This window comes from Acidobacteriota bacterium (assembly GCA_020349885.1).
Lineage (GTDB): Bacteria > Acidobacteriota.
The window spans coordinates 2,040,713-2,060,887 of the sequence record CP070701.1; the positions used below are offsets into that span (position 1 = coordinate 2,040,713).

Genomic DNA, 20,175 nt, shown 5'->3' on the forward strand with positions numbered 1-20,175 from the left:
CGCGGTGCAGGAGATCTTTACCGCTGATGAAGAATCCGCCCTGCCCGTGGCGCATGAGATCCTTACCGCCGACGTATAAAGCCAAGAAATTAATCGAGAATGTTTCTCCTGCTGAGCGGGCATTGGCTGGGGCCCACGCTGGTCGCATTCCTCCTCTACGGGATATCGGGCGGATTATTTAAGCAAGCCCTCGACGATATCCCGGTTTCCCGTTTCTGCCTGTACACGGTGGTGGTGGACGCCGTGGTCTACATGTCTTTTTTTCTGTACTGGCATAAGACCGGTTCTCATCCTCCGCCGTTTGCTCCCGAGGGACTGCAGTTCTTCTTCTGGGCGATGGTGTCCGGCCTGCTGGAAGGCATAGCCGGCATCCTCTATTACGAGTCCCTTTCGGGTGGCCCCGTGAGCATCGTCGGCACGGTTTCCGCGGCTTATCCGGTCGCGACCGCCGTGCTGGCCTTCATTTTTTTGGGAGAATTACTTATCCCCACTCAATACATAGGGGCCGCGTTGGTGGTCGCCGGGTGCATCGGCATTGCGTACGAACCTTCCGACCCCGACCAAAAGACCTCGACGCGCCGAGCTCTGGGAATGCCCTTATGGTTCGTCTATGCCATCCTTGCCGCGTTGCTGTGGGGGATCGGAGGGGCCATGAACCGGTGGGTCTATGAGCTGCCCAATGCGAGTGAGGCCAACTTTGCGCTGTACGGGATATTTGCCGACGTGCTCACCATCGGCGTCTACGGCGCGCTCCTGGAGCGCGAGTGGAAATTCCCCGTCAAGGAAGGGGCGTGGGCCGCCCTGCCGCTGGCGATAAGCGCCGTCGCCGACGGGGTGCTCTACCTTGCTTACAGGTTGGGCCCGGCCACGCTCGTGACGACCCTGTCGGGCGCCTACCCGGCGGTAACGCTGGTGTACGCGTACTTCGTCATCAAGGAGAGGCCCACGTTCCTTCAGTGGGTGTGCATCGCGCTGGTTTTTATCGGCATGTTGTTAAGCCCCGGCGCTTAGTAGCGACGCACAGACGCCTTCGAACGGAAGGCCTCGCGCCGAATTCGGAAAAAATTCCTGACGTTGCCGTCGGCGTAATTTCCCCGTAGAAATTCCTTGCAATAAGCCCCATGTTCTGGTATAAACGGTGTGGTGATGTATGGAACCCGCCCGTATTCCTCTTAAGCTGTTTCTGCTCTCGGTCTTGTGGGCTGCCCTTGCAACGGGGGGACTTTTTCTTCATGGCTGCGCCAAGCACCGTGTGCCGTCGCTGACCGGCGACGTGCAGCGCATCTTCGACATCTACGCCTGCGGTGGCTGCCACGGCTCCGATGGATGCGAGGCCCTAAAGCACACCACAGCTTCGGAAACCTACAACACGACCGTGGGAGTTCCGAGCTGCGTGCGGCCGGAGTTCAACCTAACCGAGCCGGGCGAACCTTCAAAAAGCTATCTTCTGAAGACGCTCTGCGGCAACAAATGCGACCCCCCCTGCGACGTTATATGCGGCCCGGGCACCCCCGAGCTGGTCGGGGGCACGATGCCCCTGTTCTGCAGGGGAGCGGAGTGTCTCACCGCCGAAGAAATCCAGGTCGTCATCGACTGGATCAAGGCCGGCGCGCCCAACAACTAAACCGAACACCTCGTCCCCCGCGGACGGGCCCTCTAAATAAGATGTTTACCCTACACGACAGCTGGAGGCTGACAACAGCATGAAGTTGAAAAATTCCCGAATGGCACGAACTCCCGTTGCAAAGGCTCTGCGCCTCGCCAATCTTGCCCGGCGTCCCGGCGCTCCTCCTCTCGACGAGCTCGTCGAAATGCGCCGCGAGTCGGCGCGCCTGGGCATACAGTCTCCATGGACGCGGCGGCGTTTTTTGAAGACCTCCGGGGCCGCAACCCTGGCGCTCGCGGGCGGTGGTCTTCTGACGTCCTGCGCAAAGCTGAAGGGCGCGCCGCGCATCGCCGTCGTGGGGGCCGGGATCGCCGGCCTCAACGCCGCGTACCAGCTGAAGAAGCTGGGCCACCGCGCGGAGGTGTACGAGGCGAGCAGGCGCATGGGCGGGCGCGTTTACTCGGTCAAGGACGTCCTGGCGCCCGGCCTGGTGACCGAGGTGGGAGGCGGTTTCATAGACGGCGACAACGAAGACATGTTCTCCCTGGCGGAGGAGCTCGGTCTCGAGCTCACCGACCTGGGGGGCCCCAGCGAGAGCGATTTCTACACGCTATACCTCTTCGGGGGGAAGCACTATAACGACGACGACCTCGTGAAAGCCTTTGAGCCCATTGCCGAACGCATGGAGGACGACATCAAAGCACTCCATGAGGCCTACCGTCTCTACGAGGAAGAGGGAGAAGACGGCTGGGAAAAGGCCATTCCCTCGATAGCCCCGCTTGACAACATTTCCGTGGCGGAATATCTCGACCGCGTCGGCGCGACCGGCTGGGTCCGCACCTACATAGAGGTAAGCTTTACGACGAACGGGGGCCTCGCTATCGACCAGCAGACCGCTCTCACCTTCATCGACTCCGTCAACCCGGACGGCACCCTCTATATTTTTGATGAAAACTATGGGCGCCACAAATTCGTGGAAGGCTGCCAGGAGGTGATTCGCGGGCTCGCCGACCGCCTCGACGAGGGACAGGTCAGGCTCGGGCACCGGCTGGAGGCCGTCCGAAGCAGCGGCGAAGGCTTCACGCTGACCTTTGAGGACCCGAACGGCGCCGCGGCGGACGTCGAGGCGGACTTCGTCGTCATGACCGTTCCCTTCGTGCTCTTGCGCGACATCGAGATGCGAATGGAGATGCCGGACATGAAGAGGAGAGCCATCGACGAGATGGGCTACGGCATGAACTCCAAGCTGCTGATAGGCGTCAACAAGCGCGTGTGGCGCAAGCAGGGATACTTTGGCGAAGTCTACACCGACGAGCCGTTCCAGGAGGCGTGGGACAACAGCCAAATGGAGGGCTACGAGGGGGACGTCGGCGGACTCACTATTTACTCCGGCGGCCAAAGCGCTTTTGACGTGGGAGAGGGAACCGCCGAGGAGCAGGTCGAGCGCTTGATGCCGGGGTTGGAAAAAGCCTATCCCGGAGTCTCAGCCGCGTACAACGGCAACATCGAGCGCTTCATCTGGCCCACCTATCCCTTCTCCATGTGCGGTTATCCCGACTACAAGGTCGGCCAGGTGACCACCATCGCCGGCTGGGAAGGCGAGCCGGTGGGCAACATGTTCTTCGCGGGCGACCATTGCAGCGAGAGCTTGGGGCAGATAAACGGCGCCGCCGAGAGTGGAAGGCGCGCAGCCGAAGCCCTTGCGGCCCGCCTGGAAGGGAAAAGCGTAAGCGAAACCTAATAAAATCCCGGCAAACAGGAGTTCATCATGAGATCGAAGCATTTCCGAGGGGCTCGCACCCCTCTCTTTAACTCCGTGCGGCGCTCCATGCGCCTCGCCCGCAATGCGAACCGCCCAGATGCTCCTCCGCTCGACGAGCTCGTCGAGATTGCCCCGACAATGTCGAAACGGGGCCGGTGGACGCGCCGGCGCTTCTTGAAGACTTCCGGGGCGGGGGCACTAGCGCTCGCGGGCGGCGGCCTTCTGACGTCCTGCGCAAGGATGAAGGGCGCGCCGCGCATCGCCATAATCGGGGCGGGACTTGCCGGCCTCAACGCCGCGTATCAGCTGAAGAAGCTGGGCCACCGCGCGGACGTGTACGAGGCGAGCAAGCGCACGGGCGGGCGCATCTACACGGTCAAGGACGCTCTGGCGCCCGGCCTGGTGACCGAAGTGGGAGGAGAGTGGCTGAACGCCACCGACGAAGATACGCTCTCCCTGGCGGAGGAGTTCGGCCTCCACCTCAGCGACATGTGGGCCCCCAGCGAAGTCGTCGGGCTCGAGTCGCTACACCTCTTCGAGGGGAAGCGCTACAACGAACCCCAACTCATAGAGGCCTTTCAGCCCATTGCCGCGCTCATGGAGGATGATCTGGCCGCATTCGAGATATGGGACAACGATGAGGAAGAAGGCGCGGAGGAGGCCGAGGTCCGGGTGGCCGAGCTCGACGGGATTTCCGTCGCGGAGTATCTGGAAAACATCGGCGCGACCGGCTGGGTCCGCGACCTGCTGGACGTGACCACCACCGTCGAGTCGTCCATGCCGACCGACCAGCAGTCCGCCATCAACCTGGTTTATTCCATCGCGGGCAAGCCCGGCGAGAGAGTGCCCGGTTTTCTCACGATGGACTTCGAGCGATACAAGGTCGTGGAAGGCTGCCAGGAGGTGACAAACGGGCTCGCCGAGCGTCTCGACGAGGGGCAGGTCAAGTTCGGGCACCGGCTGGAGGCCGTCCGGAGCAGCGGTGACGGCTTCACCCTGACCTTCCAGGGCCCGGGCGGCGCCGCCTCGGACGTCAAGGCGGACTTCGTCATCATGACCGTTCCCTTCTCGATCCTGCGCGACATCGAAATGCGGATGGAGCTGCCGGACATCAAGAAGAAGGCCATCGCCGAGCTGGGCTACGGCTCCAACTCCAAGCTCGCTCTGGGCGTCCACAGGCGCGTGTGGCGCGAGCAGGGATACCAGGGCAACACCTACAGCGACGAGCCGTTCCAGTCGATGTACGACAACAGCGAAAACGAGGGCTACCTTGGTGAAATCGGCGGGTTCACCCTTTACTCCGGCGGCCAGGCCGGCATCGACCTGGGAGAGGGAACCGCCCAGGACCAGGTCGAGCGCCTGATGCCGGGAGTGGAGAGGGCTTATCCCGGAGTCACCGCTGAGCTCAACGGTAACGTCCAGCGCTTCGTATGGCACAGCTATCCCTTCGCCAAGGGCAGCGTCCCCTGCCGCAAGGTCGGCCAGTGGACCACCATCGCCTACATGGAAGGCGATCCGGTGGGCAACATGTTCTTCGCGGGCGACCATTGCAGCTGGGACTTCGGGTTTATAAACGGCGCCACCGAGAGCGGAAGGCGCGCCGCCGAAGAAATCGCGGCCCGCCTGGGCTAGCTCGCATGAACAAGAAAAGATGCTAATAAAACCTTGCTCTGTTGAAAAGACCGCATCTCCCCCTTTTCTAAAGGGGGATACAGGGGAATTACGAAATAGAAATTTTCCTTTTTTCATAGTAATCCCCCTAGCCCCCTTTACTAAAGGGGGAAACTTGTGGAAAGCTTTTCAACAAAGCAATAAAACCTAAAAAAATCCCGGCAAATGGGAGCTTATTCATGAAATTAAAGAATTCCCGAACGGCGCGAACTCCCCTCGCAAAGGCCCTGCGTCTCGCCCGCACTGCGAACCGCAGAGACGCGCCTCCGGCGGACGAGCTCGTCGAGATGCGCCGCGAGTCGGCGCGCCCGGGCACGCGGGCTCCGTGGACGCGGCGGCGCTTCCTGAAAACCTCCGCGGCTGCGGCGGCCGTCACGCTGGCGGGCGGAAGTGTTCTGGCGTCCCGCAAGAAGAAGACGAAGTGCGCGAAGGCGAAGGGCGCCGCGCCGCGCATCGCCGTCGTCGGGGCGGGACTTGCCGGCCTGAGCGCCGCGTACAAGTTGAAGAAGCTGGGCCATCGCGCGGAGGTGTACGAGGCCGCGAAGCGCATGGGCGGGCGCATCTACACGGCATACGACGTCATGGCGCCGGGACTTTTCGCCGAGCTGGGAGGCGAATGGGTGAACGAAGACCATGAAGAGGTGCTTTCCCTGGTGAAGGAGCTTGGTCTGGAACTCAGCGACCTGAACGCTCCCAGCGAAGGGAAGCTTCTCTCGTCGAACTACTTCGAGGGGACGAACTACACGGATGCCCAGCTTATAGAGGCACTTCAGCCAGTCGTCGCGCTCATGGAGGACGACATTCGCACGCTCAGGAAAGCCTACCGCGCCTACATGAGGGGCAACCTGGAAAAAGCCCGTTCCCTGGCTGCTCCGCTCGACGAGATTTCCATGGAGGAATACCTCGACCGCATCGGCGCGTCCGGCTGGGTCCGCACCTTCCTGGACGTGGCGTCCGGGTCGAACGGAGGCCTCGAACCCGGCCAGCAGACGGCTATCAATATCCTCGGCTCCGTCTACCTGGAGCCCCCATCGATGTATCTTTTCGATGAGGGCGAGGAGCGATACAAAATCGTGGGAGGCTGCCAGGGGATAATACGCGGGCTAGCCGACGGCCTCGACGAGGGGCAGGTCAAGCCCGCACACCGGCTGGAGGCCGTGAAAAGCAGCGGCGACGGCTTCACGCTGACCTTCCAGGACCCGAAAGGCTCCGCGTTGGACGTCAAGGCGGACTTCGTCATCATGACCGTCCCCTTCTCGATACTGCGCGACATCGAAATGCGTATGGAGATGCCGCCTGACATTAAGAAAGCCATCGCCGAGATGGGCTACGGCGTCCACACCAAGCTCCTGGCGGGCGTCGACAAGCGCGTGTGGCGTGAGAAGGGGTACTCGGGCGGCGCATACACCGATGAGCCGTTCCAGGTGGCGTACGACAACAGCCAGATGACGGGCTACGAGGGTGACGTCGGCGGGCTCACCTTCTACTTGGGCGGGCAGGCGAGCATCGACGCCGGGGCGGGAACCGCTCCCGAGCAGGTCGAGCGTTTAATGCTAGGGGCAGAGAAGGTTTTTCCCGGAGTCACCGCCGTGCTTAACGGCAAGACTCATCGCTTCGACTGGGGCGCCTATCCCTACGCCCTGGGCGGTTATCCCTGCCTCAAGCCCGGCCAGCTGACCACCTTCGGCGACCCGAGCGAGCCGTTGGGCAACATGCTCTTCGCGGGCGACCATTGCAGCGAGTACGGTGGGTATATAAACGGCGCCGTCGAGAGCGGAATGCGCGTCGCGAAGGACCTTGTGGACCGTCTGGGAGGAAAAGCTTAAGCGAGGCCTCATAAAACCCCGGCAAATGGGGGCTTGGTCATGAAACCGAAAAATTTCCGGATGGCGCGATCTTTCCTTGCAAACGCTCTGCGTCTCGCCCGATTTGCGAACCGCCGCGGCGTGCCTCCGGCGGACGAGCTCGTCGAAATGCGCCGCGAGTCGGCGCTCCCGGGCGCACGGGCACCGTGGACGAGGCGGAGCTTCTTGAAGACTTCCTCCGTCGCAACACTGGCGCTCGCAAGCGGAAGCCTTCTGACGTCATGCGCGAGGACGAAGGGCGCGCCGCGCGTCGCCGTCGTCGGGGCGGGACTTACCGGACTGAACGCCGCGTATACGCTGAAGAAGTTGGGTCTCCGCGCGGAGGTATACGAGGCGAGCAAGCGCATGGGCGGGCGCATCTACTCGGCCTATGACGTCATGGCGCCGGGACTTTTTGCCGAGCTGGGAGGCGAGTGGCTGAACGAAGGCGACGATGAGGCATTCTCCCTGGTGAAAGAGCTTGGGCTCGAGATCAACGACCTGATGGCCCCCGGCGAGAGGGATTTTCTCATGTCGTACTACTTCGAGGGGACGAACTACACCGATGCCCAGGTCATGGAAGCGATTCAGCCCATTGTCGCGCGCATGGAGGACGACATCAACACGGTCGAGGAGGCCTACCGTATCGAGGAGGAAGAAGACGACTGGGAAAAGGCCGTTACCTTGCTATCCCCGCTTGACAACATTTCCATAGCGGAATATCTCGACCGCGTCGGTGCGTCGGGTTGGCCCCGCGCCTACCTGGACGTGGCCTCTTCAATCGGGGGCGCCGAAACCGACCAGCAGTCCGCTCTTACCTTCATCGGCTCCGTCTCCCTGGAGTTCCCCACGTTCTATCTTTTAGATGATGGCAGCGAGCGATACAAACTCGTGGGAGGCTGGCAGGGAGCGATTCGCGGGCTCGCCGAGCGCGTCGAGGGACAAGTCAAGCTCGGACACCGGCTGGAGGCCGTGAAAAGCAGCGGCGACGGCTTCACGCTGACCTTCGAGGACCCGAACGGCTCCGCGTTGGACGTCGAGGCGGACTTCGTCATCATGGCCATCCCCTTTTCGATGCTGCGCGACGTCGAAATGCGGATGGAGATGCCGCCCGGCAAGAAGAAAGCCATCGACGAGATTGGCTACGGCGTCCACACCAAGCTCCTGGCGGGCGTAGACAAGCGCGTGTGGCGCGAGCAGGGATACGCGGGCGCTACCTACACCGATGAGCCGTTCCGGGGGATGTACGATAACAGCCGAATGGCGGGCTACGAGGGGGACGTCGGCGGGCTCACTTTTTACCTGGCCGGGCAGGCGAGCCGTGACGCTGAGGCGGGAACCGCCGAGGAGCAGGTCGAGCGCTTAATGCCGGGAGCGGAAAAAGTTTTTCCCGGAGTTTCCGCCGAGTTCAACGGCAAGACCCACCGCTTCAACTGGGGCGCCTTTCCCTACGCCAAGGGCAGTTATGCCGTCTATAAGCCCGGCCAGTGGACCACCATCAACGGCTGGGAGGGCGAGCCGGTGGGCAACATGCTCTTCGCGGGCGACCATTGCAGCGAGGACTACCAAGGGTATATAAACGGCGCCATAGAGACTGGAAGGCGCACCGCCGAAAGACTCGCGGCCCGCCTGGGAAAAAAAGCTTCAGAGAAACCTCAACAAACCTGATCGATAGGAGATCCTCATGAAACTGACGAAATCACGAATGGCACGAAACCCCCTTTCAAAGGCTCTGCGTCTCGCTCGCTGTGCGAACCGAAGCGACACGCCCCCGGCGGACGAGCTCGTCGAGATGTACCGCGAGTCGGTGCGCTCGCGCGCACAGGCTCCGTGGACGCGGCGGCGCTTCTTAAAGGCTTCGGGGGCCGCAACCCTGGCGGTTGCGGGCAGCGGGCTTCTGACGTCCTGCGCAAAGCTGAAGGGCGCGCGGCGCATCGCCGTCGTGGGGGCGGGACTTGCCGGCCTGAACGCCGCGTACACGCTCAAGAAGCTGGGCCACAGCGCGGAGGTGTACGAGGCGAGCAAGCGCTTGGGCGGGCGCATACACACGGCCTATGACGTCATGGCGCCGGGACTTTTCGCCGAGCTCGGAGGCGAGTGGCTCGACGATGATCACGAAGCCGGACTCTCCCTGGTGAAGGAGCTCGGTCTCGAGCTCAACGACCTGCGCGGACCCAGCGAAAAGGATCTTCTCACGGCATACTACTTCGACGGGAAGATCTACACAGATGAACAGCTCGTAAAAGCTCTTCAGCCCGTTGTCGAGCTGATGGAGAACGAGATCAACATTCTCCAGAAAGCCTATGATTTGTTTGAAGACGGCGACCCGGAGGAGATCAGCGCCATGCTGTCTCCGCTTGACGAGATGTCCGCTGCGGAATACCTCGACCGAATCGGCGCGTCGGGCTGGGGCCGCTCCTTCCTGGAAGTGGCCACCGCGTCGAACGGAGGCCTGGATTGCGATCAGCAGTCCGCACTCAACGTCATCGGCTCCGTCTCCCTGGATTCCTCCGAGAGCCTTATCTATCTTTTCGAAGAGGGCAACGAGCAGTACAAGATCGTGGGAGGCGTCCAGGGGATAATTCGCGGGCTTTCCGACGGCCTCGACGAAGGGCAGGTCAAGCTCGCGCACCGGCTGGAGGCCGTGAAAAGCAGCGGCGAAGGCTTCACGCTGACCTTCCAGGACCCGAACGGCGCCTCGAAGGACGTCGAGGCGGACTTCGTCATCATGACCGTTCCGTTCTCGATGCTGCGCAACGTCGAGATGCAGGTGGAGATGCCGCCCGAGAAGAGGAAAGCCATCGACGAGATGGGCTACGGCGTACACACCAAGCTCCTGATGGGAGTCGACAAGCGCGTGTGGCGCGAGAAGGGATACTCGGGCGGTGCCAGCACCGACGAGCCGTTCCAGGCGGTGTACGATACCAACCAGATGGAGGGCTACGTGGGAGAACCCGGCGGCCTCACCTATTACCTGGGCGGGCAGCCGAGCATCGACGTCAGAGAGGGAACCGCCGAGGAGCATGTCGAGCGCTTTATGCCGACGGTGGAAAAAATATTTCCCGGAGTTTCCGCCGAGTTCAACGGCAAGGTCGAGCGCTTCGACTGGGGCACCTACCCCTTTTCCTTGGGCAGTTATCCTTGCTACAAGCCCGGCCAGTGGACCACCATCTACAACCCGGGCGAGCCCTTGGGCAACATGCTCTTTGCGGGCGACCATTGCAGCTGGTACCAGGGGTACATAAACGGCGCCATCGAGAGCGGAAAGCGCGCCGCCGAAGAACTCGCAAAACGCCTCGGCTAGCCGCCAGGCGCGGTGCTTGACTCGGGCGGCGTTGTCGTGAAAACTTGAACGAGGTGAAAAAAGTGCATAGAGATACAACTTTCCCTTTCGTCCGTGGCCGCTTCCTGCTTAAAGCGGCTTGCGGGATTGCTCTGGCCGCCCTTGTGGTGGCGGCGACTGCATGCACCGGGCCGTCCTGCAGACGCGGCGGCGAGCAGCGGCTGCTCAAGAAGCTGGACGCGGCCCGCGCGCTCGAAGAGACCCGCATCTTCGCCGAGGCCGTCGACGACCCCTCGGGCCTCGGCATGGGGACTGCCTCCCCCGGCTCGGAGCAGGAGGCGGCGCTCGCCGACTACGTGGAGGAAAAATTCCGCGCCATCGGTCTCGGGACCGAGCGCCACACGTTCCCCGTGCGCGTGTTCCGCTACGGGCCGGTGGGCTTGACCGTGGGCGGAGAATCCATCCCTGCGGTAATCCTCTACGGCAGCCCCGGCACCTACGGCACGCGCGACGGCCAGGGGTACAAGCGCGGCAACGCGAACGGAGACGAAACGCTGCGCGCCCCGCTGGTGTACGCGGGGACGGGCACGCGCGACGACATCGCCGCCGCAGGGGACGTGAAGGGCAAGATCCTGCTCCTCCTGCGCGACGACAACGCCACGGGCTGGCCGTCGCTGATGACTCTGGAAGCCTCCACGCACGGGGCGGCCGCGATAGTCATGTTCGGCGTCGAGGGCGAGGAAACGCTTCTTCCGGAAGCGCTGCGCCAGGACAGCGTGCTTTACTGCAATCCGATACCGGCCTTTTCCATCAGCCGCACAAACGGCGAGCGCCTGCGCGAAGAGTTATCGCAACGTCCGATGGAGACGGAGCTCTCGTGCAGCGCCGAGGAACTCGACGGCACGAGCGTGAACGTGCTCGGCTCGCTGCGCGGCTCGCGTTTTCCGGATGAGTGGATTCTCGTGAGCGCCCACATGGACCGCTGGTTCCAGGCTTATTTGGACAACTCCTCTGGCATTGGGGCGATGCTCGAGCTCGCGCGCGCCGTCACCGAGCGCGGCACGCCGCGCCGCTCCTTCCTCTTCGCGGCGGTTGGCTCGGAGGAGGCGGGAGGCATCCAGAGCCTCGACGAGTGGCTGGCTGGCTCGTACGCCCTGGTGAAGGATAAGCCGGATCTGTTTGAGCACACGGCTCTCGTCCTGAACCTGGACAGCGTAGGCTGGAGGGGGGAGAGCGGCTACGCGAACGTCTCGCCGGAGGGCGTGCCCTTCGCCGAGGCCCTCTTGAAGGACCGCGGCCTCGACTCGCGCGTCGAGATCGTGCCGCAAATAAGCATCTGGGTGGACGCTTGGTGCTACTCCTCAGTCGGGGGCGCCACCACCTTCTCATCCGAGTGGGATATAAGCGACTACTGGGACTATTACCATACCGACCACGACGCCTACGAAGAGGGACTCCTCGCCAACCTCGAGACCGACCTACAGCTGTACCTGCTGGCGCTCCACCGCGCCGACTGCGCCGACGACCCGCCCCTTGATTTCGCGGCCGTCGCCTCGTGGGCTCGCACCGCCTACGAGGAGGACGCCGCGCGCGTGCCCGACGTTTCGTTCGATTCCCTGTGGGCGGCGCTATCGTCCTTCGAGGAGGCCGCGGCGGACGACGCCAAGCGGCTCGAGAGCGCCCGCGAGGAGGGCGACGACGTGCTCGCCCGCCTGAACGCGCACCGCTTAGCGGTCCGCAGCGAGCTGATCCCGGCCCTCGTGGCCACGGACATGGAAACGGCCCAGGCCCGCACCTACCGCTACTCGGTGGACGCGGAGCGGCTGGCGAAAATTGCAGAGGTGCTGCAGCGCCCCGTTTCGAGCGTAGCGGATAGGCGTGCGCGGATCGCGGAAGCCCTCGAGATCATGGAGGAGGGGGACGAGTTTCAAGACCACACGATCCAGCCGTCGTGGACGTTTCGGTTCTCCAGCCGCACGCTGGAGAAGCTTATGCGCATGTCGGAGGAGATGCGGACCTGGAGCCGCGAGCACGACCACCTGCAGCATTCCTTGAGCCTCGAGGTCTTTTCTATCCACGAGGAGATGCGCCGCAAGCTCGACCGCCCCTTGGGCTTCAACGCCGCCAGGGCGGCCGGGGCGGCGGAGAGACTGCGCGACGAGACGGTGGCCCGCCTGGAAGCGAACATGGCGCGGGCGTCCGAGGCCCTCGCCGCCGCCGCGGAGCGCCTCCGTGCGAATCCTTAAGCGCTGCCGCGTCTATCTGATCGCCCGCCCTCAGATTGTCGAAGAAGGGCTCGAGGCGTTCCTTTGGGACAACGACCTTCGCTGGCCCACCCCCACGGATGGCGTGCGGGACGCGGAGCGAATCGTCGAGGCCGCGGGGCGGTGCTGCTACATGAGCTTCGGCAAGAAGGCGGGCACGAAGACGAACAGGCGCTACATCGAAAACATCCTCGGGCGGAACGAGGACGGCACGTTCAAGGCGGGCCCCGCCCACGGCTCGGTCGTCGAGCACCCGTGCTGGACATTCATCGTCACGGGGGCGGGGCGCGGTTTTTCGCACGAGCAGGTGCGGCACCGCACGGGGTGGGCCTACTCGCAGCTTTCGACCCGCTACTGCGATTTCGAGCGCGAAGAGGGGGAAGGCACGTGGGAGCCGGGGTTCGCGCTCCCGCCACTGGCGCAGTTGAGCGAGGAGGCGCGGAGGGCGATGGAAGAATCCCTCTCCCGGGCGCAGCGGGACTACGTCGAACTCCTCCGCCTCATCGAAGACGACCTCAAGGGCAGCAAGGCGTTTCAGAGAGAGCTTCAAAAGATTCCGGAGCGGGAACGCAAGCGGATGCTCCGCAAGGCGGCGCGCGGGGCGGCGCGCGACGTGCTCCCCGTGGCCACGGAAGCCATACTGGTGATGTCGGCGAACGCGCGCGCCCTCTGGAACTGCATCGCCCTGCGCGCCAACGAGCACGCCGAGGCGGTCATCCGCGACGTCTACGTGCAGATCGCGAAGATTATGGAGCACGAGATGCCCGCGCTCTTCCACGGCCTCCGGTACAAGAAGCTCTGGGATGGTTCCCTCGCGGTAGAGATGCCGCGGGATAAGCTCTAGGCGTCGGTTACTCGGTTACTCAGTTAGAACCGAAAAACCGAGAAACAGAGGAACAAAACCGCCGGACGGTTTCTGCGGGCGGAGGGCCGACGCGGCCTCTCTACTTCCCCTTGACGGAGCGCTGAAGTTCCTTGATCTTCCGGGCCACGTCGCGGTAACTGGTGTTGAGGCCGTAAACCTCCTCGTACATCCGGAAAGCCTCTTCGAGGTTCCCGCCCTGCTCCAACGCTATGGCTAGGTCGTAGCGCAGGCCCATGGCGTCGTCCTCCGAAAGGCCTTTCGCGTCGAGCCCCTTGCGATACCATTTGGCGGCTATGTCGGGAAGGCCCTTATCCAAGAAGCAAACCCCGAGCATGCTGCAACACTCCAGGGCGCGGGTCTGGTCGGGGTTCTTCGCCGCCACCTGGAATTCCGCGATGGCTTCGTCCACGAGGCCCATTTCCTTGTAGGCGATGCCGAGGTTGTAATGGGTCTCGTAATCCTCCTTGGCCACCTGCTTCTCGACGCCCTGCTTGAAGGCCGAGAAAAGCTCGTCGAGCTCCTCCTTGGACTGCTCTTTTTCCCCTTCGGCCCCCGTGAATTCCTCCTGAATCTCGGCGGCTAGGTCGAAAAATTCCTCGCCTCCGGCTTCCTCGCCCTCCCCCTCGAGGGCGTCGAGCTCTTCCATAACCTCAGCAATGGAAGGTTGAACGTCTTTCTTGGCCTCCTTCGCTGGAGGGGCGGGCTTTTTGCCCGGCGCGGAAGGAGCGGCCTTGGGCTTCGCCTTCGCGGGCTTTCGGGCCGCCGCGGGCTTGGGAGGTGCCTCCGAGGGAACAAGCTTGGCCAGCTTGTTTTTAACGCGCGGCTCGGCCGGATATTTTTCATCGAGCGTCTTGAGGAGCTTTAAGGCGTCGTCCTTAAAGCCCTGCGACAGATAGAAATCAGCCTCTTCGAGCGCTTCGTCAAGCGTCGGTTCGCGCTTTGCGGGCTGCGGCGTGGGAGCCTCCTCAACCGCCAGCTCTTCCACCTCGAACGACTGCGTGTCAAAGCTCTCGCCTTCCGCTTCCTCTTTGTCGTCGAGCTCTTCCACTCCCTCCTCGTCGTCAAGTCCTTCCACTTCGACTTCAATTGCCTCGTCGAGCTCGTCGAGTTCCTCGCCCTCCTCCTTGTCTTTCTCTTTGGCCTCGGCCGGAGGCGCGACCTCGACGCCCTGCAAGAGCGGGTGGTTGGGATCGATGTCGCGGGCATCGTTGAGGATATCCTCGGCGGCCTCGTCATCCCCAAGGTCGCGGAAGAGCTTTGACAGCTCAACGCATTCCTCCACCGCCTTGGGGCGGTTGCCCTGCTCGTTGTAGATGGCGAGGAGCTTGGTCCGAACCTCGATGTTGCGCGGAAACTGGGTTTTTGCAAATTGCAGCTTGTCGATGGCCTTGGCGATGAGGCCGTATTTGGTGAAGACGTCCGCTTCCGTGAGGAATTCCATAATCATGTCGTCTTCGCTCGCTAGGGCGGTTTCGATGTCGAGCGACTTCTGCGAGGAAGCCGGCGCCTCGGCGGACACTGCCTTCGGTTGCGCCGCCGCCAGGTCTTCGCCGCCCACTTCCATCGGCGCGGCATCTTTTCTGGAACGCGAGCGCACAAAACGCAGCCGCTCCTGATGCTGGGCGTTGTCCGGCTCCATCTCAAGAAGTTTCTGCAAAACGCGCTCCGCCCGGTCGAACTCGTTGAGCGCGATGTGGGCCTGCGCCTGCGCGTCGTAGGCGTTGACGGCGTGCGTCGTGTTGCCCATCTTCTGATAGAGCGTCGCCAGGAGCGAGAAGGCGTGCGGATTCTTGGAATAGCTGGACGTGAAACCCTCCATCAACCTGGCGACCTCGGCCAACTCGCCTCCCGCTTCCATCAGTCCCTCGGCCGCCGTGCGGTAGACCTCGAAAGCCTGGTCCGGATTGCCTTGGTTAAGGTAGAAGCGGCCCAGCTCCGTGAGGCCGCCCGTGCGCCCCGGCTCCTGCTGGTGCGCCTTGCGCAGAATTTCTTCCGCTTCCTCCACCCTTTTGGCGCGCAGGTAGGTGAGGCCGAGCTGCACCATAACCTCGGCGTTTTTCGGATTTTTTTTCAAGAGCTCCTGGAAGAGACCTACGGCGCTCTCGAAGTCTCCCTTCCCGGTGTACGCTTCTCCCAGGGCGCCGAGAAGCTTCGCGTTGGAGGCATCCAAGACGAGCCCCCGCTTAAAAACCTTGATGGCGCCGTCAAAGGAACCGGCCGAGAGCATCCCCTTGCCGACCTCGAGGTATTCGCGCACGGCATCCTCGACGCGCTTGCGGTCCCCGCAGAGGTCGGCCAGCTTGAGCCGGACCTTATGGTCGCCGGGGTCGAGGGTCTTAACCTTCTTGAGCACGTCGATGGCCTTGTCCTTCATCCCTCCCTCGGCACAGTGCTCGGCCACGGATACGTACTGCATCTTGGCCTCGTTGACGAATCCCTGCTGGGCCTGAATGTCGGCAAGCCGCAGGTTGTTTTCTATGGAGGAGGGATCGAGCTTGGTGACGCGCTTATAGACCGCGAGGGCCTTGACGGCGAAGCCTTTCTCGAGATAGATATCGCCCAGCTTCTTGTAGCACTTGATGGCTTCGGGGACCTTCTTGAGGCGGGAGTAAACGTCCCCCAGGGCGTTGAGGGCGGTTTCGTCCTTGGACTGCTGGGCGAGGAGCTTTTCGTACTCCTCGGCCGCGCTCTCAAACTTCCCCTTCAGGACAAGTTTCTGGGCGCCTTGAATGATCTTTTTTCGATCGATGGCCGCCATCAGCACCTACCTTCTCTTACTTGTGTTATATAGCACATGCGGGGGAAAAAGTCAAGGGCGGGCACAGGTTCAACATATACGCTTAGGGAAAGTGTTTGGGGCCTCCGCAGGAAAGAGTAACGCGGCCGGACGGGCCTAATCCGTGGAATGGACGCTTCCGCCGGAATCCCGTTTTGGCGGAGCTTTGGTGAGGGACTCTTTAGCCGCACGCGGGCTTGAATCCAGGAAAAAAGTGTGCTATTCAATGTGTCTCATGCCGCATAGGCTCGTAAAGCGAACCCGGGCGCCCTTTCCTTCTGCCTGGAGCGGATCGAGGGAAAGCGAGTCGGCCATGCCAGGGAGGCGTCTTCCGCATGGATAACGTCCGAGAACAATTGTTTCACGCGAACCCTTCCTTTCGCCGCCTGCACGAAGAACACCAAACCTGCGAGGCTCGCCTCGACGAACTCAAGAACCGCCCCAGACTGACCCCCGCGGAGCAGATGGAGGAAAAACAAATCAAAAAGAAAAAACTTTTCCTCAAAGACCGCATGGCGCAAATGGTGCTTGCTTATGAGCAGACTGGTGCGGTGCAAGAGAACGCATCCAAAGGATAGAAATGCGCTTGGCGAAAGAGGCATGGCCGTTTGTTGCCGTGGCGGCGGCTGGAAGCTTTATCGGGCTGGCCTTGGGGTTATACTCCGTGGGGATTCCGCTTGCTTTGCTCGCGGCGGCCGTGGCCTTCTTTTTTCGCGATCCCGAACGCCGCTTGCCTGAAGACGCCGACACCGTGGTTTCTCCCGCGGACGGAACCGTCGTCGAGTTCGTTCCGAAAGAAGGCGGCACGCACCAAATCGGTGTTTTCCTCGCTCCATGGAACGTTCACGTGAACCGCGTTCCCTACAACGGAAGCGTCTCGGCCGTGCGCTACCAGTCGGGAAAATTTCTCGCGGCGTTCCGCCAAGACGCCGGTCTGCGGAACGAACGGAATCGCGTGGAACTCGCCACGCCGCTGGGAACGATGGCTGTCACGCAGGTGGCGGGCTGGATTGCGCGGCGCATCGTCTGCCGTCTTAAAGAAGGGGACCGCGTCTCGCGAGGGGAGCGCATGGGCCTCATCCAGTTCGGCTCTCGTGTGGAGTGCGAACTCCCGCCGACTGTCACGCCCCTGGTGAAGGAGGGAGATGTCGTGCGCGGCGGCGAGACGGTGATCGGACGGGCGAAAGGAGGCGCGCCGTGAAGCCGCGCCGACGCCGTTTTTTCCGTCGGCGGTCGCTCAGGCCGAAGGAGATATACCTTCTCCCGACGACGTTTACGCTCCTCAACATGCTTTTCGGCTTTTCCGCCATTGTGGCGGCTACGCACGGGCGTTACTTTCAAGCCGCGGGCTACCTCAGCCTTGCCATCGTGGCGGACGGTCTCGACGGCCGATTCGCACGCATGATGGGTGCCGCCTCTCCGATGGGAAGGGAGCTTGATTCGCTCGCCGATATGGTGTCCTTCGGCGTGGCGCCCGTGATTCTCGTGTGGCGCTGGGCCTTCGCTGCGGAGCCCCATACGCTCGGCCGCCTGGGATGGCTGGTGGGGTTCATCTTCATGGCCGCCGCCGCCATTCGCCTGGCGCGTTTCAACGTGGACACGGTGGCGCGCAACTATTTCGTCGGAATGCCCGCTCCGGCCGCGGCAGCGGTTATCGCAAGCACCATCTACTACTACCCCAACCCCCTGGGGCGCTCGCTTGTCCAGGTGGCAGTACTCATCGCCCTCCTGGGGCTTGCAGCCTTGATGGTAAGCCAGATTCGCTTCGCGAGCCTCAAGGCGCTCGATTTACGGAGCCCTCGCTCGCACGCCTACATCTTCCCCATCACCCTCTTCCTGGTTTTTATTTTCTACAAGCCGCCTCTTGCACTGGTATTCTGCGCCTACGCCTATTTCGCCGGCAATCTGTTCGCCCATGTTCGGCGCATGCTTGGGGCGAAACGCAAAGCCGCACCCGAGGAGCATCCGGCGGCCTCCGGAGCAACCCCGTGACCGGGCGTTTTCTCTTCTGGTCGGCCGCACTTACGCTGGCTTTCTGTCTTCCGCACGTTGCGCAGGCCCAGGAGCTTTTTCCACCCGAAGATACATCCCTCGCTGATGTGCCCCCCGTCGAAAACATCCATCAGGCCATCTACTTTCTGAATGTGCAGCGAAGCATGGAGGAGGATTTCTTAAGAAATCTTTACGAACGCTACCAAGCAAAACGCGTGGAGGAGCAGGGCCTTTTCGACGAGCTCCGCGCACTTTACTATGACGTGGATTCGCTTCTTGCAAGCCGCGCCTCGCCTGAGCGCGAGGAGGGTCTTCGGGACGCGCTGGAGCGCCTCGACGCCCTGGAGGCCCATCTGGTGCAGCTCACGATCGAACTCAAGCGCCTGCGCGATCAGATGACCGAGGTGCGCAACCGCATGGCGCAATTTTCGCACAAGATTGCGGAACTCCTGGCTTCCGTTCCCGAAGAAGCAACCGACCTTACGGGCACATGGCTCGTGTCGCTTGAACCCCTCCAGTTGGTGGGTGAGATGCGCCTTTTTCAAAACGGCATTATGGTGAGCGGCACGTACCTTCTGAGCGGAGGCTGGCGCGGAAACGTTCGCGGCTACGTCGCCGGAGGGCAAGCCGTGCTGGAGCGATACGACGCCCAGCTCGGGCGAGCGGGGGAATTCGTCGCAGTGCTTTCCGATGACGGCAAATCGCTCGCGGGCCGATGGAGCAACTATGTTTTGAGCGAGGGCCCCAGCGTAGGCAGCTTCACGGCCAAGCGCTTGAAGCGATAACGCATGTCCAAGGCAAGCACCCGCATCGCCGTCCTCCTTTCGGGGCGAGGATCGAACTTTCTGGCCATCGCCCGCAAGGTGCTCGACGGAACCATTCCGGGAGAAATCGTTCTGGTGCTCAGCAACCGCAGCGACGCCGTGGGGCTGAAAAAGGCCGAGGACCTCGGCATCGACACCCTGTACCTCTCGCATCACGGCAAATCCCGAGAGGACTTTGACCGCGAAATGGTCGCAGCGCTCCGGGAGAGAAACGTGGAGTTGGTGTGCCTGGCGGGATTTATGCGCATCCTCTCGCCAATCTTCATCCGGGCGTTCCCCATGCGCGTCCTGAACATTCACCCGGCGCTGCTTCCGGCCTTTCGGGGCCTCGATGGCCAGCGACAGGCGTTCGAGGCGGGCGTCAAGGTCGCGGGCGCGACGGTGCACTTCGTCACGGAGGGCCTCGACGAGGGCCCCATCATTCTGCAAAAGGCCGTTCCCGTGCGTGAGGACGATACCGTCGAGACCCTCTCGCGCCGCATCCTCCGGCAGGAGCACAAGATTTATCCCGAAGCCGTTCGTCTCTTCTGCGAAGGCCGCATTGAGGTGCGCGGGCATAAAGTACATATTCGACAATAGGAAAAGACGCTTCTATACAGGGTGAGTTCCATGATGCAAGGACGGGCATTGTGTGTGCTGTGGCTGAGCCTCGCGGCGGCGGGCGGCCTCTGGGCGCAAGACGACGCGAAGGAGCAAGCTCGTTCCTCCGCTGACTGTCCTTCCGAGGCGCATGCCGATGAAAAGCACGTCGAAGGAACCCACGGCTGAGAGTGCAAGCATTTGCGGGCTCAGTTGAGCCGCGTCTTTCGCACCAACAGCTCGGCGTTCGACGAGGCCGGGGAGTTCGTTCTGGATACCGACGAAAAGTGGTGCGCGTTCTGGGACAAAGCGTACACCGACTTTCAAAACAAGCCTCCATGCCAGGGCCTCGGCGTGGATTTTTCCCATGAGACGGTCGTTGCCGTCTCGCTCGGAGAGCATAACGGCTGCTACGGCATCGAGATAGACCACATACACAGCACCGACGAGGAGGGTGTCTATGTGCTGGTCGTGAGCGAGCTCGAACGCAGCACCGATTGCCGTTGCGAAGAGGCTTTGGCGCATCCCGTGGACGCGGTAAAGATCGAAGGCGCGGTCACGGGGGTGTTCATTGAGCGCTCCGTCAAACAGGTGCCGTGCAACTGGGGCAAGTCTCCACTGGAGCGCCGGTCGCGCCGCCGGCGCGGGGCGCTTTTTTAAGCGCCGGGCCCCGCTTCGCGCAAGCCGCCCCGGCGCCGTCGTCAATGCC

The 20,175-nt window shown here is 62.5% G+C and carries 16 protein-coding genes; 15 read left to right on the forward strand and 1 reads right to left on the reverse strand.

Annotated elements, in window-relative coordinates:
* The first annotated feature begins 99 nt into the window (after positions 1-99).
* The 9 genes from JSV08_08670 to thyX all read left to right on the forward strand — a co-directional run bounded on the left by JSV08_08670 (position 100) and on the right by thyX (position 13,274).
* Positions 100-1,011: a DMT family transporter gene (locus tag JSV08_08670; protein ID UCF80565.1), complete on the forward strand. Its 912-nt coding sequence runs from the start codon at positions 100-102 to the stop codon at positions 1,009-1,011.
* A 139-nt stretch (positions 1,012-1,150) separates the two neighbouring features.
* Positions 1,151-1,624 (forward strand): hypothetical protein, encoded by a 474-nt coding sequence (locus tag JSV08_08675; protein UCF80566.1) that lies wholly within the window; start codon positions 1,151-1,153, stop codon positions 1,622-1,624.
* A 100-nt stretch (positions 1,625-1,724) separates the two neighbouring features.
* A complete protein-coding gene (locus JSV08_08680; protein ID UCF80567.1) occupies positions 1,725-3,347 on the forward strand; it encodes an FAD-dependent oxidoreductase in 1,623 nt (540 codons plus the stop codon).
* A 27-nt stretch (positions 3,348-3,374) separates the two neighbouring features.
* Entirely contained in the window at positions 3,375-5,000 is a 1,626-nt protein-coding gene (locus JSV08_08685) for an FAD-dependent oxidoreductase (protein ID UCF80568.1), read from the forward strand.
* Between the two features lie 218 nt (positions 5,001-5,218).
* The gene (locus JSV08_08690) at positions 5,219-6,865 is read left to right on the forward strand and encodes an FAD-dependent oxidoreductase (GenBank protein UCF80569.1); all 1,647 of its coding nucleotides are present in this window, start codon (positions 5,219-5,221) and stop codon (positions 6,863-6,865) included.
* Positions 6,866-6,925: 60 nt separating this feature from the next.
* A complete protein-coding gene (locus JSV08_08695; protein UCF80570.1) occupies positions 6,926-8,551 on the forward strand; it encodes an FAD-dependent oxidoreductase in 1,626 nt (541 codons plus the stop codon).
* A 16-nt stretch (positions 8,552-8,567) separates the two neighbouring features.
* Positions 8,568-10,187, forward strand: coding sequence for an FAD-dependent oxidoreductase (locus JSV08_08700; protein ID UCF80571.1), 1,620 nt, complete (start codon positions 8,568-8,570; stop codon positions 10,185-10,187).
* A 62-nt stretch (positions 10,188-10,249) separates the two neighbouring features.
* Positions 10,250-12,412, forward strand: a complete 2,163-nt coding sequence (locus JSV08_08705) for a M28 family peptidase (GenBank protein UCF80572.1) — start codon at positions 10,250-10,252, stop codon at positions 12,410-12,412.
* Complete coding sequence (gene thyX, locus JSV08_08710; GenBank protein UCF80573.1) at positions 12,399-13,274, forward strand: FAD-dependent thymidylate synthase; 876 nt, start codon at positions 12,399-12,401, stop codon at positions 13,272-13,274. Before JSV08_08705 ends, thyX begins: the two co-directional genes overlap by 14 nt.
* Before the next feature lie 100 nt (positions 13,275-13,374).
* Here the strand turns inward: thyX and JSV08_08715 are convergent, their stop codons facing one another.
* On the reverse strand, positions 13,375-16,053 hold the full coding sequence (locus JSV08_08715; GenBank protein UCF80574.1) for a tetratricopeptide repeat protein: 2,679 nt from the start codon (positions 16,051-16,053) through the stop codon (positions 13,375-13,377).
* A 353-nt stretch (positions 16,054-16,406) separates the two neighbouring features.
* On the opposite strand from JSV08_08715, the gene JSV08_08720 reads away from it, so the two are divergent.
* The 6 genes from JSV08_08720 (at position 16,407) to JSV08_08745 (ending at position 20,126) form a co-directional block, all read left to right on the forward strand.
* A complete protein-coding gene (locus tag JSV08_08720) occupies positions 16,407-16,649 on the forward strand; it encodes a YdcH family protein (protein UCF80575.1) in 243 nt (80 codons plus the stop codon).
* Between the two features lie 2 nt (positions 16,650-16,651).
* On the forward strand, positions 16,652-17,272 hold the full coding sequence (locus tag JSV08_08725) for a phosphatidylserine decarboxylase (protein ID UCF80576.1): 621 nt from the start codon (positions 16,652-16,654) through the stop codon (positions 17,270-17,272).
* On the forward strand, positions 17,269-18,063 hold the full coding sequence (gene pssA / locus JSV08_08730; protein ID UCF80577.1) for a CDP-diacylglycerol--serine O-phosphatidyltransferase: 795 nt from the start codon (positions 17,269-17,271) through the stop codon (positions 18,061-18,063). Before JSV08_08725 ends, pssA begins: the two co-directional genes overlap by 4 nt.
* Positions 18,060-18,848 carry a hypothetical protein gene (locus tag JSV08_08735; protein UCF80578.1) on the forward strand — a complete coding sequence of 263 codons (789 nt, stop codon included), beginning with the start codon at positions 18,060-18,062 and terminating at the stop codon, positions 18,846-18,848. The genes pssA and JSV08_08735 overlap by 4 nt, the downstream gene beginning before the upstream one ends.
* Positions 18,849-18,851: 3 nt before the next feature.
* The gene (locus JSV08_08740; protein ID UCF80579.1) at positions 18,852-19,466 is read left to right on the forward strand and encodes a phosphoribosylglycinamide formyltransferase; all 615 of its coding nucleotides are present in this window, start codon (positions 18,852-18,854) and stop codon (positions 19,464-19,466) included.
* 201 nt (positions 19,467-19,667) lie between these two features.
* Positions 19,668-20,126 carry a hypothetical protein gene (locus JSV08_08745; protein ID UCF80580.1) on the forward strand — a complete coding sequence of 153 codons (459 nt, stop codon included), beginning with the start codon at positions 19,668-19,670 and terminating at the stop codon, positions 20,124-20,126.
* The last annotated feature ends 49 nt before the right edge of the window (positions 20,127-20,175 follow it).

Excerpts from the sequence above, each read along its gene's own strand:
- JSV08_08670 (UCF80565.1), top strand. The coding sequence starts at position 100 with ATGTTTCTCCTGCTGAGCGGGCATTGGCTGGGGCCCACGCTGGTCGCA.
- JSV08_08675 (UCF80566.1), top strand. The coding sequence starts at position 1,151 with ATGGAACCCGCCCGTATTCCTCTTAAGCTGTTTCTGCTCTCGGTCTTG.
- JSV08_08680 (UCF80567.1), top strand. The coding sequence starts at position 1,725 with ATGGCACGAACTCCCGTTGCAAAGGCTCTGCGCCTCGCCAATCTTGCC.
- JSV08_08685 (UCF80568.1), top strand. The coding sequence starts at position 3,375 with ATGAGATCGAAGCATTTCCGAGGGGCTCGCACCCCTCTCTTTAACTCC.
- JSV08_08690 (UCF80569.1), top strand. The coding sequence starts at position 5,219 with ATGAAATTAAAGAATTCCCGAACGGCGCGAACTCCCCTCGCAAAGGCC.
- JSV08_08695 (UCF80570.1), top strand. The coding sequence starts at position 6,926 with ATGGCGCGATCTTTCCTTGCAAACGCTCTGCGTCTCGCCCGATTTGCG.
- JSV08_08700 (UCF80571.1), top strand. The coding sequence starts at position 8,568 with ATGAAACTGACGAAATCACGAATGGCACGAAACCCCCTTTCAAAGGCT.
- JSV08_08715 (UCF80574.1), bottom strand. The coding sequence starts at position 16,053 with ATGGCGGCCATCGATCGAAAAAAGATCATTCAAGGCGCCCAGAAACTT.
- JSV08_08720 (UCF80575.1), top strand. The coding sequence starts at position 16,407 with ATGGATAACGTCCGAGAACAATTGTTTCACGCGAACCCTTCCTTTCGC.
- JSV08_08725 (UCF80576.1), top strand. The coding sequence starts at position 16,652 with ATGCGCTTGGCGAAAGAGGCATGGCCGTTTGTTGCCGTGGCGGCGGCT.
- JSV08_08740 (UCF80579.1), top strand. The coding sequence starts at position 18,852 with ATGTCCAAGGCAAGCACCCGCATCGCCGTCCTCCTTTCGGGGCGAGGA.